The organism is Edwardsiella anguillarum ET080813 (assembly GCF_000264765.2).
In the GTDB taxonomy this organism is placed as follows: Bacteria; Pseudomonadota; Gammaproteobacteria; order Enterobacterales; family Enterobacteriaceae; genus Edwardsiella; species Edwardsiella anguillarum.
This window is the reverse complement of the sequence record NZ_CP006664.1, coordinates 3,116,667-3,134,409: the sequence shown is the minus strand read 5'-3', so window position 1 is coordinate 3,134,409 and position 17,743 is coordinate 3,116,667. Positions and strand designations below refer to the sequence as shown.

At 60.0% G+C, this 17,743-nt stretch carries 13 protein-coding genes; 5 read left to right on the top strand and 8 right to left on the bottom strand.

The annotated features are described in order from the left end of the window. The first annotated feature begins 87 nt into the window (after window positions 1-87). Window positions 88-822 carry an outer membrane permeability protein SanA gene (sanA, locus tag ETEE_RS14130; RefSeq protein WP_034164998.1) on the top strand — a complete coding sequence of 245 codons (735 nt, stop codon included), beginning with the start codon at window positions 88-90 and terminating at the stop codon, window positions 820-822. Window positions 823-830: 8 nt separating this feature from the next. Here the strand turns inward: sanA and ETEE_RS14125 are convergent, their stop codons facing one another. From ETEE_RS14125 to folE, 3 genes are all read right to left on the bottom strand, one after another. Beyond that, window positions 831-3,014 (bottom strand): EAL domain-containing protein, encoded by a 2,184-nt coding sequence (locus ETEE_RS14125; protein WP_034164997.1) that lies wholly within the window; start codon window positions 3,012-3,014, stop codon window positions 831-833. 610 nt (window positions 3,015-3,624) lie between these two features. Next, the gene (gene yeiB / locus ETEE_RS14120; RefSeq protein WP_034164996.1) at window positions 3,625-4,797 is read right to left on the bottom strand and encodes a DUF418 domain-containing protein YeiB; all 1,173 of its coding nucleotides are present in this window, start codon (window positions 4,795-4,797) and stop codon (window positions 3,625-3,627) included. Window positions 4,798-4,870: 73 nt separating this feature from the next. Beyond that, window positions 4,871-5,533, bottom strand: a complete 663-nt coding sequence (gene folE / locus ETEE_RS14115) for a GTP cyclohydrolase I FolE (RefSeq protein WP_034164995.1) — start codon at window positions 5,531-5,533, stop codon at window positions 4,871-4,873. A 449-nt stretch (window positions 5,534-5,982) separates the two neighbouring features. Here folE and moeA point away from each other — a divergent pair, with 449 nt between their 5' ends. The 3 genes from moeA to ETEE_RS14100 all read left to right on the top strand — a co-directional run bounded on the left by moeA (window position 5,983) and on the right by ETEE_RS14100 (window position 8,839). Further along, the gene (gene moeA, locus ETEE_RS14110) at window positions 5,983-7,221 is read left to right on the top strand and encodes a molybdopterin molybdotransferase MoeA (protein WP_034164994.1); all 1,239 of its coding nucleotides are present in this window, start codon (window positions 5,983-5,985) and stop codon (window positions 7,219-7,221) included. Between the two features lies 1 nt (window position 7,222). Beyond that, the gene (gene moeB, locus ETEE_RS14105; RefSeq protein WP_034164993.1) at window positions 7,223-8,002 is read left to right on the top strand and encodes a molybdopterin-synthase adenylyltransferase MoeB; all 780 of its coding nucleotides are present in this window, start codon (window positions 7,223-7,225) and stop codon (window positions 8,000-8,002) included. A 288-nt stretch (window positions 8,003-8,290) separates the two neighbouring features. Beyond that, window positions 8,291-8,839, top strand: a complete 549-nt coding sequence (locus ETEE_RS14100) for a hypothetical protein (protein ID WP_225865151.1) — start codon at window positions 8,291-8,293, stop codon at window positions 8,837-8,839. Window positions 8,840-9,013: 174 nt separating this feature from the next. On the opposite strand, the gene ETEE_RS14095 is transcribed toward ETEE_RS14100, so the two are convergent. From ETEE_RS14095 to ETEE_RS14080, 4 genes are all read right to left on the bottom strand, one after another. Then, window positions 9,014-9,460, bottom strand: a complete 447-nt coding sequence (locus ETEE_RS14095) for a LacI family DNA-binding transcriptional regulator (protein ID WP_034164992.1) — start codon at window positions 9,458-9,460, stop codon at window positions 9,014-9,016. Window positions 9,461-10,841: 1,381 nt separating this feature from the next. Then, window positions 10,842-13,403, bottom strand: coding sequence for a glucans biosynthesis glucosyltransferase MdoH (gene mdoH / locus ETEE_RS14090; protein ID WP_034164991.1), 2,562 nt, complete (start codon window positions 13,401-13,403; stop codon window positions 10,842-10,844). Next, entirely contained in the window at window positions 13,396-14,892 is a 1,497-nt protein-coding gene (locus ETEE_RS14085) for a glucan biosynthesis protein G (protein ID WP_117026474.1), read from the bottom strand. Before ETEE_RS14085 ends, mdoH begins: the two co-directional genes overlap by 8 nt. Before the next feature lie 525 nt (window positions 14,893-15,417). Further along, the gene (locus ETEE_RS14080; RefSeq protein ID WP_034164989.1) at window positions 15,418-15,759 is read right to left on the bottom strand and encodes a DsrE family protein; all 342 of its coding nucleotides are present in this window, start codon (window positions 15,757-15,759) and stop codon (window positions 15,418-15,420) included. A 298-nt stretch (window positions 15,760-16,057) separates the two neighbouring features. Here ETEE_RS14080 and ETEE_RS14075 point away from each other — a divergent pair, with 298 nt between their 5' ends. After that, window positions 16,058-16,426 carry a MysB family protein gene (locus ETEE_RS14075; protein WP_034164988.1) on the top strand — a complete coding sequence of 123 codons (369 nt, stop codon included), beginning with the start codon at window positions 16,058-16,060 and terminating at the stop codon, window positions 16,424-16,426. A 54-nt stretch (window positions 16,427-16,480) separates the two neighbouring features. Here ETEE_RS14075 and glk read toward each other — a convergent pair whose 3' ends face one another. Then, window positions 16,481-17,446 (bottom strand): glucokinase, encoded by a 966-nt coding sequence (glk, locus tag ETEE_RS14070; protein WP_034164987.1) that lies wholly within the window; start codon window positions 17,444-17,446, stop codon window positions 16,481-16,483. Window positions 17,447-17,743: the final 297 nt, after the last annotated feature.

Below are 17,743 nucleotides of genomic sequence, written 5' to 3'. Positions count from 1 at the left end.
CATCCGCCCTGCGCACGCGCCTTATGGCTTGCGCCGCGTCGGCGGGTAAAGTAGCCTCGGGAGAGAGAGAATAACGGGAAGTACGCCATGTGGTGGAAGCGACTCATATATGGCCTGATCGGTGTTGTCATCCTCGCGGGGCTGGCGGCGCTGGCGCTTGATCGCTGGATTAGCTGGGTCACGGCCCCCTATATCTACGAAGACGTGCAGGACCTGCCGCGCCGGGAGGTCGGCGTGGTGCTGGGCACCGCTAAATATGTGGCCCCCGGCGTTATCAACCAGTATTACCGCTACCGTATCCAGGGCGCGCTGAATGCCTATAACAGCAATAAGGTCAGCTATCTGCTGCTGAGCGGCGACAATGCCCTGCAAAGCTACAATGAGCCGGTGACCATGCGCCGTGATCTGATCGCCGCGGGGGTGCCGAACGGCGATATCGTGCTGGACTATGCCGGCTTCCGTACGTTGGACTCGATCGTGCGCGCCCGCCGGGTCTTCGATACCGATAACTTCACCATCATCACCCAGCGCTTCCACTGCGAGCGGGCGCTGTTTATCGCCCTGCATCTGGGGATTCAGGCCCAGTGCCTGGCGGTGCCCTCTCCCAAAGATATGCTGCTGGTGCGCCTGCGCGAAATTGGCGCCCGCCTCGGCGCCCTCACCGATCTCTACCTACTGCAGCGCCAGCCGCGCTTTCTCGGCCCGCCGATCCCGATCCCCGCGGTGCATAAGGTCGCCGCCGACGCCCAGAGCTACCCAGCGGTGCTGCCTGAGCAGCTGCAGGCGCTGGAGCAGCAGCCCCATCACCAGACAACCCCCTAACCGGCGCGCTACAGCGCCTGCGTCAGCGGGCGCGGCTCGCCCAGCAAAAAACCCTGCAGATACTGCACCCCCAGACTGCACAGGACCTCCATCTGCTCACGCGATTCAACGTATTCGGCGACCACCTGCAGCTGCCGCTCACGGGCAATATCGCAGATAGACTTGATGATCATTCGGTCCAGCGAGCTGTTGACGATATCCTTAACAAACATGCCGTCGATCTTCACCACGTCCGCGTTAAGGTGCTTCAGGCGCTGATAGTTGGAGAGCCCGGTGCCGAAGTCATCGATGGCGATCTTAAAGCAGTAGGCGCGCAGGGCGCGCACCGTCTCCAGCGCGGCGTTTTCATCCAGTAAATACTGTTGTTCGGTGATCTCAAAGATCACCGCCTGCGGCCGCACCTGATAACGCTCAAACAGGGCGATGATCTGCGCGGCCACGCTGCGCTGCATCAGCGTCAGCGGCATCAGGTTTACCGAAAAACAGGTGCTGGAGCTGTCTAACCCGGCACGGTGAATATGGCGCACCACATTTTCGATGATCAGCAGATCAAACTGCGCGCACAGGTTGAACGCGGTGATAAAAGGAATGAATTTCCCCGGCAGCACCAGCTGCTCGCCGTCCTGCATGCGGGCCAGGATCTCATAATAGCGCTGCCCTCCGCGGTGAACGATGGGCTGGGCGTACAGCAGCAGCGCATTCTCCTGCAGGGCGAGGGTGATCTTCTGCAGCCAGAAGACCTGTTCGTTCACCGCGGCGTTGGCGTCGGCCTCATTACCGTACAGCGGGAGGATCACATTGTCCCGACAGGCCCGCTCCGCCAGGTAGCTCAACTGCCCCACTACGCCGTGGATCGACTGGCGATGGACATCGAACGGAGAGTACGCCACGCCATACTGCAGCGTCACCGGATGCTGCTGCCACACCAGCGCCTGCGCTATCAGCGTAGCGCGAATGGCGTTGATGCGCGGCAGATCGGCATCGGCCTGCAGATAGATCAGCAGCTCCGCCCCCGGCATCTGGTACACCCGCTCCCCGGGCAGCAGCAGGGGTGCCAGATACGCGGCCAGCTGGCTTTTTGTCGCCGCCCGCATCGTCACGCCGTGGCACCGGCTCAGAATATCCAGGTTACTCAGGCGCAGGATACACAGGGTGCCAAGGGGACGGCGCGCCAGATGGTCACTCAGGGTGCGGAAGCTGGGGAGATCGACCAGCCCGTCGCGCCGCCGCAGACGCAGGTAGAGACGGCGCATCCTGTCGCTGCGCGTAATCACCTGCGCCATATAAACCAGGGCGATGCTAAAGGCGATCAGCGCGGATGACAGGAAGGCCAGCTGATAGTGGCGGTTACCCAGCTGGATAAAATTAGCGCTGCAGGCCAGGAGTCCCAGCACCGTCAGCGCCCACAGCAGCAACACCGCCCGGTAGCGGAAATGAAACGACGCAAAGACAAACAGCACGAACAGCAGCGGCGTCAGATAGCCCAGATTGACATGAGACGTCGACGGGAAACAGAGCGCCCCCATCGCCGCGAGATAGATCGGCAAAAACAGGCCGCGAATGTCGCGCCGCAGCGCGCGCCGACAGTCGACACCAAAGGCCCGCAGACGGCCGGGGCTAAGCAGCATGCGCAGCAGGTAATACAGCGCCGGCGTCAGCGCGACGCAGCTCAGGATCATGCCCTCCAGCGCCAGCAGGGCAAAGGGGAGATCCCGCGGCGGCGCGGCCGCGTCGCCCATCGACAGCGGCGTCATCAGCGTTCCGCCCAGCAGCATCATCAGCCAGCTGCCGATGGGATAAAATAGACCAAACCCCAGCAGGCGAATCGCCAGTGGCGTCCCGCCGCCCCGGTTAAGATCGCAGCGCCCGCGTTTTCCCAGCAGACGCAGGCTGAGATGGGCGATCGGCGACAGCGGCAGCAGCAGTGCACAGCCCAGCGCGAGGGCCGCGGCGGGAGCGCGCGGGGGCAATAGCAGCAAAAACAGCAGCAGCGCCAGCGATAGGGAGGGCAGCGCCCGCAGGCCAAACAGCATGACCAGCGCAGCGGCGAGCGCCATAGGCAACGGCAGCAAAAATAGCGCCTGGCCATTGATGACGGTCTGGGGAGAGAAAAACCAGGCCGGCGGCAGCAGCAGTACGCTGAGCGAGACAGGCAGCGCATATTGACCTAAGCAACGGGTAACTCTTTGCATCACGTTGACCGATACCCTAATAAAACGATCCAATGGACAAGGTGCCATCCGCAGCAGAGGGCAGACCGGCCTCACGCGCGCCCACGGCCAGCGGCGCGGGGTAGGACGACGTGAATCGGGGACCATTCCGGGCGGGACAGACGCCCCTCGTAGGGCAGCGTTCCTAGCCGGTTATTACCCAACGCCTTCCGTCATTTTAACGCCGCGGCATCACCACCCCGGTTGATCATAAAGCCTATCCCGTGGCGCAACCCGAATAAACGGGTACACCGCGCGCTCTAGGTGGAATATTTTATATTTAAATAATATAACGTCAGAACGGTGATACAAAAAACGTCCTGCATGAATCTTTTATAAAAATCAAATCATTACAACAAGAGCCTGGTCACAGAAATAGAATAACCTCAGAAGAAATCACGCCAGGACTGAGGGAAATAGCACTGAATACAAGCATAAAAAAATAAAAACCGCAGGATAAATCCCGCAGTAAAGATAAAAATGAAAACCCGTTATTTTTAATAGCTGTGCGAAAGGAGGTCAAGCGCAATAGCGAAATTGACAATTACGACTTTTAGAATGTGCAGGGGGTGGCATCGGGCGCCTCACGCCCTCAGACGCGCAGAGACAGCCCGGTCAGATGGCGCCACAGCCACTCGACGGGCCCCTGGCGGAAGACGCGCAGCCAGAGCGACGCAAACAGCAGGCAGCAGCCCCACACTGGCGGTACCCACAGCAGCAGCGCGGCGCGCCCGGCGTGATTGAACAGCCCCAGCCGATAAAACAGCGTAGTGCAGATCAGCGTCTGCAGCAGATAGTTGCTCAGGGCCATACGCCCAACCCGCTGCAGGGCGGCGGTCAGCCACCAGCCCGACAGACGCGGCCAGGCGGCGTAGATCAGCGCCACATAGCCCAGCATCATCAGCGGCGCCGCCAGTTCACCGGGCAGCTGTAGCAGGTAGCCGCACCAGCGAAAATCCCAGCGCAGATACCACTGCAGACCGCTGCCCAACGCCTGGAGCGCCAGTCCGCCCAACAGCAGTACAGCCCCGCAGCGCCGGTAGTGGGCAGAGGAAAAGCGGCCGCGCAGCCAGCCGCAGCGCATCAGTCCCGCGCCCAGCAGCATCACCCCACCCAGCTGCCAGCCATACTGCACCGCCAGCGCCAGCAGATTGCTTATCAGCAGTTCGCCGCGATTACGCCAGGCCTCAATGCCCCCGCGCAGCTTCCAGTAACTCTCATACTGGATCTCGGCATAGCCGGCCTGCCAAAAGCCGTGTGGCTCTGCGCGACTCATCACAGCCAGCAGCAGTAGCATCCCCAGCCCGACGGCATACAGCCCCGCTCCGCGGTACAGCAGGCCGCGGGCCGAACCGGCGTCGCGGATCGTCCGCCAGCACATCAGGCCGATCAGACCATAGGCCAGGAGAATATCGCCGTCCCACAGCAGCAGGGTATGCAGCAGCCCAAACAGCATCAGCCATCCCAGGCGCGCCTGGATCCAGCGCCCGCCGCGCGGCAGCTGCAGCTGCAGGCCGGCGCCGAGCAGCAGCGCGAACAGGGCCAGAAACTTGCCCTGCACCGTCAGACTGAGCAGCAGCCATGCCCCCTGATCCCAGGCGGAGGGGATCCCCTGATAGGCGGGGTTCAGGTACGCCGCCTTGGGCAGGGCAAAGCCGACGATATTCATCAGCAGGATCCCCAGCAGCGCGAGGCCGCGCAGGGCATCCAGCGTCGCGATCCGGGACGCTCGTCCCCGCTGCGCCGCCGCAGACATCTCGGCCATGGTGATCCTCTCCGTGGTTTACAGGCGAGAACGCCGGCATCGCGCCGGCGCTTTCATGTTTCCTGAGCCCGCGCTAGACGTGGTGGCGCACCGCGCGCAGAAACTCCTGCCGGGAATTTTGACTGGTTTTAAACAGCCCGCCGAGCGAGGTAGTGGTGGTCGCGCTGGTCGCATCGCGTACGCCGCGGGCCTTGACGCAGTAGTGCACCGCATCGATGGAGACGGCGACGTTCTTGGTGCCCAACAGCGTCTGCAGCGCCACCAGGATTTGCTGGGTCAAACGCTCCTGCACCTGGGGACGCTGGGCGAAAAAGCGGACAATCCGGTTGATCTTGGACAGCCCAATCACCCCCTCTTTCGGGATATAGGCGACCGTCGCCTTACCGTCGATGGTGACGAAATGGTGTTCGCAGGTGCTGGTCAGCGTAATATCGCGCACCGTCACCATCTCATCGACATGCATTTTATTTTCAATAATGGTGATTTTAGGGAAGTTCGCGTAATCCAGGCCGGAAAAAATTTCGTCCACGTACATTTTGGCGATCCGCGACGGCGTCTCCGTAAGGCTGTCATCCGACAGATCCAGATTCAGCAGTCTCATGACCTCGGTCATATGCGCCTCAATCTGCGCCTTACGCGTATCGCGCGCCAGCGGCTCACCGCGCAGCGGGGTTTCCAGCCCGTGCGCCAGCAGCGCCTCGTGCACCAGTGCAGCTTCTTTACTTAGCGATGACATCACTTATCTCCCGATACCTCTTATCTCTGCGCCGGAACATCGGCCCCGCGCCAGCCTCCCCACACCGATGATGCCACTCGGGCTCTGCACCGATATTGCGCCACGTTACGGAACACGGCCCAACATGATACAGATCACGGCAATGCGTTGTCTCCCACTGTAGTGAAGTCCGGAGCCTTAATCCAGCGCAATCCCCTCTGTCGACGGCCCAGCGCGCGATCCGCCTATCCCCTCCCGACGCCGGCGCATTAGCTCATCCGCGCCGGACGCCGCTTTCGCCGTTGATCGCGCGCGGTAAATTCGTTATTTCCTATCGTAGAAATCCGTGTCGCGGCGCAAACCGCGCCGCGCGGCTGGGTCAGATTCTCCCCGAGACGATAATCTGCCATAATGGGCCCACCGTTTACTTATCATCCCGCCGCCGGCGGGTGATCACGTCGGAGATTACGATGGATTGTTGTACCCCCCCGGATCTACTTTCCCTGCAACAGGCGCTGGATCGACTGCTGAACGACGCGCAGCCGATCGCCGATGACGAAGAGGTCTCCCTGGCCGATGCCGCCGGGCGTATCAGCGCACAGCCCATTGTCTCACCGCTGGATGTACCGCCCTTTGCCAACGCCGCCATGGACGGCTATGCCGTACGTCTGGCCGATCTGCGCAGCGCCCAGCCGCTGCCCATCGCCGGCAAGGCATTTGCCGGTGCACCGTTTCAAGGTACCTGGCCGGCGCACAGCGCGATACGCATCATGACCGGCGCCGCCGTGCCGGCGGGGGCCGAGGCGGTGATCATGCAGGAGCAGGCCCAGATGGGGGAGCAGGGTGTCAGCTTTAGCCATCCCGTGCAGCCGGAGCAAAACATTCGCCTGGTGGGCGAGGATATCCGCCGCGGCGCCGTGGTGCTGGACGCCGGCGTACGCCTGGGCTGCGCCGAGCTGCCGCTGCTGGCCTCCCTGGGTATCGCCCGCGTCCGGGTCGTGCGCCGCCTGCGCGTCGCGCTGTTTTCCACCGGCGATGAGCTGCAGCCGGTCGGCAGCGCGCTGGCGGCGGGACAAATCTACGATACCAACCGCTTTGCCATCACCCTGATGCTCAAACAGATGGGCTGTGACATCCTCGATCTGGGCATCGTCCGCGACGATCCTCAGGCGCTGCGCGACGCCTTTCGCCGCGCCGATACGCAGGCGGATCTGGTGATCAGCAGCGGCGGCGTCTCCGTCGGCGAGGCCGACTTTACTAAACAGATCCTCGATGAGGTCGGCACCATCAGCTTTTGGAAGCTGGCGATGAAGCCGGGAAAACCCTTTGCCTTTGGCCGACTGCGCCACGCACTGTTCTGCGGTCTGCCGGGAAACCCGGTCTCCGCCGCCGTCACGTTCTATCAGCTGGTGCAACCGCTGCTGGCGCGCCTCTCCGGCCACAGCCACTGGCAGGCGCCTCAGCGTCTGAAGGCCCGCACCTTAAGCCCGCTGAAAAAGGTGCCGGGGCGTCTCGACTTTCAGCGCGGCATCGTCAGCAGCAATGCCCAGGGAGAGCTGGAGGTGCGCAGCACCGGTCATCAAGGGTCCCACGTTTTCAGCTCCTTCGCCGCGGCCAATGCCTTTATCGTGCTGGAGCGTGAGCGCGGCGCCGTCGCCGCCGGCGAGACGGTGGACGTAGAGCTGTTCAACCCGCTGCTGAGGAGCTGAGATGGGCGATCCTGTACCGCTGCCTCCGCTGAGCGATGCGGAAACCCTGCGCTATAACCGTCAAATTGTACTGCGCGGCTTTGACTTTGACGGCCAGGAGCGCCTCAAGGCTAGCCGGGTGCTGATCGTCGGCCTCGGCGGGCTGGGCTGCGCCGCCGCCCAGTACCTGGCGGCGGCCGGCGTCGGCCACTTGACGCTGCTCGACTTTGACACCGTCTCGCTGTCTAACCTGCAGCGGCAAATCCTGCACACCGACGCACGCATCGGGATGGATAAAGTGGCCTCAGCCCGGCAGACGCTGGCCGAGATCAACCCCCACATTCGGCTGAGCGCCGTCGCCCATCGCCTGGATGATACCGCGCTGGCGCGGCAGATAGCGCAGGTCGACGCCGTGCTGGACTGCACCGATAACGTCGAAACCCGCGAGTGCCTAAACCGCCTGTGCCGCGGCGCGGCGACCCCGCTGATCTCCGGCGCGGCCATCCGTATGGAGGGGCAGGTCTGCGTCTTCACCTACCAGCCGGGCGAGCCCTGCTATCGCTGTCTGAGCCGCCTGTTCGGCGCTAACGCCCTCACCTGCGTTGAGGCGGGCGTCATGTCGCCGCTGGTCGGGATCATCGGCGCGACCCAGGCCATGGAGTGTATCAAGCTGCTGTGTCGCTTTGGGGAGATCCCGCGCGGGCGCCTGATGCTGTATGACGCCATGGCGTCACAGTGGCGCAGCATGGCGCTGACCGCCAGTCCAGCGTGTGAGATCTGCGGGAGCCAGAGCGCCGGCTGACGCGCGTCCGACGCCGTGGGCGTAACACTTTTCGCCAGCCGGTGTTACGCTCTCCCTATCCACTCACGCTCTCCGCCGGGTCGCCCCTGGAGGCCCCATGCACCATTGCTCCGCTCTGCTATGCTGCGGCATTCTGCTGCTTTCCCCGCACATCTTGGCCGCGACGCCAGACGCGCGCGCAGGCGCGGGTCCGCTCCCATAACATTATCCCGCTGGAGGGCGATCTGCTCGGCGCCGTGCGCAACGTGCGCCAGGAGTCGTTCAGCCTACGGAGGGCTGAAGCGCAATATGAGAGCCAACGCCGCCTGGCAAGGCTATGGCCCCAATCCGCTGTGGCAAAGCCAGCTGGATCGCGATGGCTGGGGCGGCTGGATCAGCCGCAGCGTGGTTGCTCTGCAGATGGGACAAACGCAGTCCCTCAGCCAGCAGGTCTGCGTCTATAAGCGCGATGGCGCCGGGCGGATCACCAAAGCGACCCAGGTAGAAGCGGGTAACGGCACCCTGGGCATCACCCGCCAATACTATGTTTATACCCCGGATGGCCGGGTGCGCTTCTACCTTTCCCTGGGGCAGTCGCCGGGCTACGGGCTCTACTTCTACCGCCCTGACAGCCGACTGCGTCTGGTTATCCGCCACAACGGCCTCTCCAGCTCGCGCTTTACCGCCGATGGCCGCGATCTGGGCGGGCTGGCGCAAACCCCCTTCATCACCTACCTGATGACCTGCCAGCGCTGGGACAGCGCCGGGAACTGCCGCCTGATAGCCAAACAGGAGCAGGTGCACGCCGTGGTCCAGGGCAAGGAGAAAACGCTGAGCACCCGCTATCTGCTGCGCTAGACTCTCCGCTACCGCGCGCCCTGAGCCTGCCGCGGCGCGGTGCCAAAGCCTATGCGCTCGCCGAGCTGACGCACGGACGGCGCTGCTGATGCGCGCCTAAGGTGCCCACGCATAGAGAAGGCCGGAGCGCCGGACAACAGAAACGCATCGCTTATCCCCAGGCGGCGCGATGCGTTACCCCTCATCGACAAGATTAATAATCTTTAGCTGCGTCAATATATCATTGGCATCTATGCACGAAGTAGAGAATAAAACAAACATTTCAGGTGAAGAAATCGCTTTAGCCCTTAAAACATTGGCAGAAAGTTCAGCGACGCTCTCAAAGAAAAATACACAGGGGATCATCCCACAGTCCAACACCCGCTCAATATATATTGAAAAATCCGTTCTTTTTAGCCTGGACTCAACGATAATAAAGCAAAAAATATTTTTTGATGATGCTAAATAACTGGCCATATCATTTTTTATATAACCTAATTCAGCGATTATGACTTCGACGTGTTTTCTTGTTTTCTCTGCAACCAAATTAGGATTGCTGATGACCCGAGATGCCGTCATTAACGAAACCCCAGCTTTGTCCGCAACGTCTTGAAGCCTTATGTTACGTACTTTATATCGCATTGACGTCACTCCCCAAGCGCGTTTTATTGTCTATTATTTCATGCCTTTGACAATTGGTCTCGATTACACGTACTACAGCAATAATCGGCATCTGAGTGCGAATCGCCACCTTATTTTTTTCATCAGTTTATCAGCCACCTGAGACAGGGTAATACTGTCCATGCATTTATAATTTTCATGAATGCATATATTATCAGTAAACCTATGCTCAAATGCTATTGAACATCCCCTGTAATAGCCATGCATACCACAAGGTTGAGCTTCACATGATGCTGGGGAATAGCAAACATCTTGGCCAGGATAAGTAACAACTTCAGGCTTTGAACTTCCAAGCAGAGCAATAACATTTTTAGCGCCCACCGCAGCAGAACCATGTATCAAAAAACTATCAAGACAGATTCCAGCTTGGCATTGCGTTGTGATAGCAAGAGACTCTCGCAACGAGTAACCTGCATGTGAGAGATCGATGAAAGTACATTCTGACTTAAACAAATTGATAAGATTCCTCCAATTATCTATAGACCAATTACGGTTGGAGCTTGTAGTTACTGTTTGTAGCCACACTATAGGCTTTTTGTATCGTCTAAGCTCTGTGTGTGCAAACGCTATCTCTCTCGATTGTAAATATAGTTAGGCTCAAAGTTCGGTAATGTGCATTTAAGTTGCTCTTCAGCCATCTCCCTATGGTAATAACTAGGTCGTGGAGGGAAAGAATTATGAGGTCTCCGCGCCGTATATTTTCTGAGATCAACGCAGTAGCTACCGCCGAAATCTGATGTCGTAGAGATGACATCTATATCATAGATACCATATAGAAGCGTAGGAAATTTAGTTACGACAGATATTTTTGAACTTTTAAATGCGTTAATAATACTATATATGACAGCAGTCCCAGCAACAGAACAGCCAAGCGAATTGGCTAACCTGATTGATATATTCATTATTATATAACTCACTAAGATAACATTGAAATTAGAAATAATTGACTCGGCGCTGGATTATCCTAATAGATTAGCCTCGCTATTTCTACCCTCATTGAGTTTATGCAATGACAGCCAATAACACGCTTATCACTACAAAAGCTATGTGAGCACCGCTTTGTGACGTAGCCAAATGGGCAACGGCAGCCTTAGGCCTGCTATAGAAAGCGGTAATACTCTCAAAGAGATCGGCAGAGAAAAATCGCGGGGTATATCTATTTCTAATGCACTATTTTCAGCGAATGAAATAATCGCACGATGACCGTACTACGCCCCCTCTACGGGGGAGCCGTCCACACGCGTCTCTTTACCATAGAAAAACCCCCTGCCAGCATAGCGCTCACAGGGGGTTAGCTTATCGGTTCAGCCCCGCACACGCATGGGGCTGAATTCCGGAGCCGTCACGCGGAGGTCGACAGACGGTAGGCCGGCGCCAGCTGACGGTAGGCCGTATGCCACTGACTGTAGCGCTCCGGATCGGCCCACAGCGCCTGATGCAGACGCGCCATCACCACCGGGTCACTCAATAGCGTCAGACGCTCCGCCTTGCCCAGAGTTCGCGGCGACTCGGCCAGCGCATGGGCCACCCGTGCATCCCTGTCGCGAGCAATCAGCGGATGATTGCGGTGACGCGCCGTGGCCATACCGCAAGCCAGCGCGTTGTACAACGGATCCAGCAGGGCGTGCATAAAGCCATCGTCAAGCAGACGCTGATGATTCAGCGCCACATAGCGCTCGGTGGCAGCCATCTCGATCGGCGGCTGGTACTCCTCGGGGATCAGGAACAGCTTGGCGCGCTTGCACTGCAGCCCCAGGGTACGACGGCTGGTGATCACCGAGACGAACGGCGACAGGATCAGCGACACCACGATAGGCGACAGCCACCACAGGAAGCGCAGATCCAGCACTGCCATGCCCCCGGCCCAGACCAGCCCCAGCAGCATCTGCGATCCGTGGCGACGGAAAGCCTCGCTCCAGGGCGTGGCGTCGTCGTCACGCTGCGGCGACTGCCAGGTGATCGACCAACCAAGGAACGCGCTGACCACAAAGACGGTGTGGAAGATCATCCGCACCGGCGCCAGCAGCACCGAGAACAGCATCTCCAGCAGCATCGAGGCCAGCAGGCGCAGCGGCCCGCCGAACTGACGCGACCCCTTGGCCCAGATCAGCACCACGCTCAACAGCTTGGGCAGGAACAGCAGCACCAAGGTTGTCGAGAACAGGGCGATCGCCAGCTCTGGACGCCACTGCGGCCAGACGGGGAACAGCTGACGCGGCTGCAGGAAATACTGCGGCTCCATCAGCGTGTGCACCACCTGCAGCGCGGTCGACAGCATCAAGAACAGGAACCACAGCGGCGCCGATAGGTAAGACATCACCCCGGTCAGGAACACTGCCCGGTGCACGGGATGCATGCCCTTGACGAAAAACAGCCTGAAGTTCATCAGGTTGCCCTGACACCAGCGGCGGTCGCGCTTCAGCTCATCCAGCAGGTTAGGCGGCAGCTCCTCATAGGAGCCGGGCAGATCGTAGGCTATCCAGACACCCCAGCCGGCGCGGCGCATCAACGCCGCCTCGACGAAGTCATGGGAGAGGATCGAGCCGGCAAACGTCCCGCTGCCGGGCAGCGGCGCCAGAGCGCAGTGTTCGATAAACGGCTTCACGCGGATAATCGCGTTGTGCCCCCAGTAGTGGGACTCCCCTAGCTGCCAGAAGTGCAGGCCGGCGGTAAACAGCGGACCATATACGCGGGTCGCAAACTGCTGAACACGCGCATACAGCGTATCCATGCCGGTGGCCTTCGGCGCGGTCTGGATGATACCGGCGGTCGGGTTGGCCTCCATCAGGCGAACCAGTCCGGTCAGGCACTCGCCGCTCATCACGCTGTCGGCGTCCAGGATCACCATATAGCTGTAGTTTCCGCCCCAACGACGGCAAAAGTCGTCGATGTTGCCGGACTTACGCTTCACGCGGCGGCGACGGCGGCGGTAGAAGATGTGCCCCGCGCCGTCGACCTCCTGGCACAGCTCCATCCAGGCCTTCTGCTCGGCCACGCAAATGTCAGGATCGCTGCTATCGCTCAGGATAAAGACGTCAAAGTGCGCCAGCTGACCGGTCGCCACCACGGATTCATAGGTGGCGCGCAGCCCGGCGAACACCCGCGAGACGTCTTCGTTGCAGATAGGCATGATCAGCGCGGTCCGATGCGCCGGATCGATCGGCTCATCGCCGACGGTACTGGCGGAGATACTGTATTTATCCCGCCCGATCAGCAGCTGCAAAAAGCCCATCAGCGCCGTCCAAAAGCCGGCGGAAACCCAGCAGAACAGGATGGCGAACAGGATCAGGATGCCGAACTGCAGCACATAGGGCAGCAGCTCCAGCGTGTACTGCATCAGCGGCTTACCGTGGAAAATCGACATCGGATCGACCATATCCCACCCCTGGTAGGGCAGGATAGTCTTCATATACCAGGTGGCGATCGCCGTCTGTCCAAAGGTCAGCAGTAGCAGCACCCAGCGACGTAGAGAGCCCATCCGACGCCAGCGCTTGTCGGCCTCGGCCTCCTGATGGCTCTGAAAGGTATGCTTTGGCGGCGGCGTACGCCCCAGCAGCCGCTCCCACAGACGAATGAACGGGTTGGTGCGCCAGATCTCCGGAAACATGGAGGTCCGGCGGATCGTCGGCATGGCCTTGATGGCGGTATGACCCGCCTGATCCTGCACCAGCGCCGCCCGCTGATGCTCCCCATCGCGCCAGCCTAAATCGAGACGGGCGGCCACGGAGCGCAGCGCAGCCTCGGCGCCCTCGCCCTCGCCGGCGTCCGCAGCGGCGAGCGACAGATGAACATCCTCCACGGAACGCGGCGGATGGGAGAGGTGCTGATCGAGCGCGGCCCGTTGCTCCGCGTCCGGCGCCAACGCCTGTAGGTAGGCGTTGGCATTTTCCTGAGATTTATTCATTGGCAGGTAACTGATAGCTCCAGGTTTCGCTCAGCGGCTTACCGTCCTTGATCAGATAAGCGCGCATTTCCACCGGCTTCTTCGGATCGTTAACCTTAAAGCGCAGCGTCAGACGCCATCCCTTGGTCACTGGATTATAGTGCAGACTGTTCTCCAGCAGCTTAGTATTGTCGTCGGTGGTCACCTGCGTCGTTACCGGCGCATCCGGCTCCAGCCCTTTCAGTACCGGGCCGACAAAGTCCACCAGCAGCGCGGTGCTGCCGTCCGCTTCGCGGATCAGGTTGGACTGCTTCACGTCACCGGCGGAGCGCAGGGTGCTTTTCACCCAGGCCAGATCGGGGCTGTGCAGCTTGGCTTCGTCGCGAGTAAAGATCAGGCGGTAGGCCACGTCCAGCGGCTTTCCGATCGGCGGCAGGCTGTCTGGGATCCAGAAGGCGACGATATTGTCGTTGGTTTCATCAGCGGTCGGGATCTCAACCAGCTCAACCTTGCCTTTCCCCCAGTTACCGCGCGGCTCAATCCAGGCGCTCGGGCGCAGATCGTAGCGGTCATCCAGATCCTGATAGGCGCTGAAGTCGCGGGTACGCTGCAGCAGGCCGAAGCCTTTTAGATCGTCGACGCTGAAGGTGCTGACGGCGAGGTGTTTCGGGTTATTCAGCGGACGCCAGATCCACTCGCCGTTACCGGAGGCGATCGACAGCCCCTCGGAGTCATGCAGCTGCGGGCGGTAGTTCACCGTCGTCGACGGCTGATTGGCACCGAACAGGTACATGCTGGTCAGCGGAGCGATGCCCAGCACCCCCACCTTATCGCGCAGGAAGACGCGGGCCTGCACATCCACTACGGTATCCGTACCCGGGCGCAGGATAAAGCGGTAGGCCCCCGTCGCACGCGGCGAGTCCAACAGGGCAAAAATCACCAGGTGCTTATCCTGCGGCTTCGGACGCTCGATCCAGAACTCGCGGAAACGCGGGAACTCCTCGCCAGAGGGCAGCGCGGTGTCAATCGCCAGGCCGCGGGCAGACAGGCCATACACCTGCCCTTTACCGATCACCCGGAAGTAGCTGGCGCCGAGCATGCTCATGATCTCATCGTCTTTACCCGCCTTATTGATCGGGTACAGCACCTTAAACCCGGCGAACCCCAGATCCTTCACCGCATCCTTGTCATGCTTAACGGAACCAAAGTTGAAGTAGTCCGGGCTGTACTTGATCTCCTTCACCGACGTCGCCGTCACCTCATTGATCTTCACCGGCGTGTCGAAGTACATCCCCTGGTGGTAAAAGGCCAGACGGAACGGGTTCTTCTGCCCTGTCCAGTACAGTTTGTCGTTGTTAAACTGAATCTGCTGATAGTCAGCAAACTTCATATTGCGAAACTCGGACGGCAGATTGCTTTTGGGTGCCTTATAAGACTGCTCTGCCAGCTTCTGTGCCTGTGCGGCAACGTCATCCAATGAAAATGCCCACGCCTGCGCGCTGGCAAACATCATTAACATTGATACAGCCAGCCCGGAAACAGAGCGCGATGTCGGCCGAATGGAGATTAAACGTGTAAGCACATACCCCCCTGATGGTGCTCAACCAAACCTAACAACATGGTAATTAAGTTACTTGCTGCGGCTATAGTAATGGATTAGTTACCCTACAGACAACAAGCGGATAATACTCGCGGGGCCATCGGCCCAGCACATCCCGTTACACGGATGAAGTGATGAGTGATTTTACATAAAAAACAACAAATTAAAATAGTTCCACTGCTAATGCTTTTGTCCGATTTTAACCATTTAGCGGCTAAACTATTCGCGCTGTAGATTTAAAAATGCACACCTGAATAGAGTGCAGCATAATAAGTTTCCATAAACCGTTTTTTTATCCGTAAAATATTTTTCGGACTCTCGCCTAAATTGTCGTTAATTTGCGACAGCGGAACAAATTGGATTGTCGTTAATTTGAGACAGTATGAAAGGCTTTCTCATTTAGCGCAGGCGGAAGGTTCCGCCTGCGGATCGTGCTTAGGGTTTTATATACAGGAATCCCTGCTGCTGATGCTCCACCAGCGACAACATTCCCGCCGGCACCGTATGTACGCCCATCAAGAGCTGATCGGCGGAGATCCCGTTCGCCCGCATGCTATTCTCGCAGCCAAACAGCGCGATCCCCTGCATCTGCAGCGTCTCCCAGCGCGGCGACTCCTCGCTATCCGCCAGCAGTGTACTGATGGCCGAGCCGTTGAACAAAATATGAATCTCCGTCGGCTGACCATCGCGGATGGCCATCAGGTTACGGGCGTTATTGAATGCGTGCAGACAGTTGGCAGCCTCAGAGACGTGAAAAATCACTTTCATGGTTTGCATCAGCGTTAACCTTATCTAAAGCAGCGCCCCCGGCCGATCGCCGGAGGCCGCGTTATTCACTCAAAAATGCGGTGCGCACGGCCTGCCGCCGTACCGCTCCTGTCTGACCATAGCAGCCAATATAGTGTATGTCATTGTCCTCCCGTAGGTTAGTCAACCCGCGCCGAGTAAATTTTTTGCCACGCGCCTTGCAGCCCTGCGGATTACGTCAACAATAAAACATCATCAGGGTCATCGCCGTAGCGGGTACCCGCCCCGGCGGCCCTCCCCCTCTTTACCCGACCGGAAGGAGCACACCATGGATATGTATCTGACGCTGGATGAAGCCATCGACGCCGCGCGTGAGGCGTTTTTAGCCGAGCATGACGACGACGCCCCGCAGGTCAGTCAGCTCAACCTGCAAAAATATATCCTGCAGGATGGCGATACCCTGTGGATGGCCGAGTTTCATGAGGATACGCAGGAGGATGGCGACGGCGTCGCGCTGTTCTTTGGCGCCGCGGCGCAGGCGATTTTTGATGACGACTACGACGACGGCGAAATCACCGAGGAGTGGCAGGAGGAGAGCACCCTTTATCAGTGGGATGACGACGACTTTCAGTATCAGCCGCCGCTGGACAGCGAAGAGGGAGAGAGCGCCGCCGCAGAGTGGGATGAGCAGAACTGATCCGCACGCGCTTCCCTGGCGCCGCACCCCGCGACGGGGGGCGGCGATGGCGCGTTAAAGACGGGTACCCAGCTGCTGACGCAGGTAGGCGCCGGCGCCAAGCAGGCCGGGATTATCGTGCACGATCAGAAAGACCGGGATCGGCGCGAGGTACGCCTTGAAGCGTCCCTTGTCCTCAAACGCCTGACGAAAGCCGGAGTCGCGGAAAAACGCCAGAAAACGCGGCACGATCCCGCCGGCGATATACACCCCGCCAAAGGTGCCCATATTCAGCGCCAGATTGCCGCCAAAGCGCCCCATCATCACACAGAACAGCGACAGCGCCCGCCGGCAGTCCGGGCAGCGGTCGGCCAGCGCCCGCTCGCTGACCTCCTGCGGCGTCAGGGGCTGAGGCATCCGCCCCGCGACTCGGGCGACGGCGCGATACAAATTGACCAGACCGGGCCCTGAGAGCACCCGCTCGGCGGAGACCCGTCCCAGATCGGCGCGCAGCGCCGTCAGCAGCGCGTCCTCTTCATCGCTACCGGTGGCGAAATCCACGTGGCCCCCCTCACCCGGCAGGCTGATCCAACGCTCTCCGGCCCGGATCAGGTGAGCGACGCCCAGCCCGGTGCCGGCGCCATAGATAGCGATGGGCCGATCGGGCTGCGCCGTCTGGCCGCCCAGCTGCAGCAGGCTCTCCGCCGGGAGAACCGGCACCGCCATGGAGACCGCGGTAAAGTCGTTGATCACCGACAGATGCGCCAGCCCCAGAGAACGCTGCAGCGCGCTGATGGAAAACGCCCAGCTGTGATTGGTCATCGCCACGCGATCGCCTGTGATCGGGCAGGCGATCGCGATGCAGGCTGACGTCACCGATACCGCCTGCGCCTGCAGATAGGTCCGGATGACCGACTCCAGGCTATCAAACTGCTGTCCCGGGTAGCTCTGCACCGCCTGGAGCTCCCCCGTGTCGAGACAGCACAGCGCCAGACGGGCATTGGTCCCGCCCACATCGCCAACCAACGCAAAACGGCTCATTTTCCGTCACTCCCCTTATCTTTCTGCCCGCCTCTTCGCGGGATCGTTTCTGCCGCCCCGCCGCACCTGCGGAGGGCCTGTATCTATCACTGGGCAGTATGCCACCATCCGCCGGCGGGGGACTCATCCCTGCGCCTCATCCCCCTGGCGGTACAGTCGGCCTCCGCCGTGCGCCCCTGTCGCGGCCCCTCCGAGCCGCGACGGTGTTCACGCCGCGCTACGCCGCTCAGCCTAGCACAGGTGGTGCACCGCGATGGGCATATTTAGATCTGTCTCCGGCATACGGATAACTCTCAA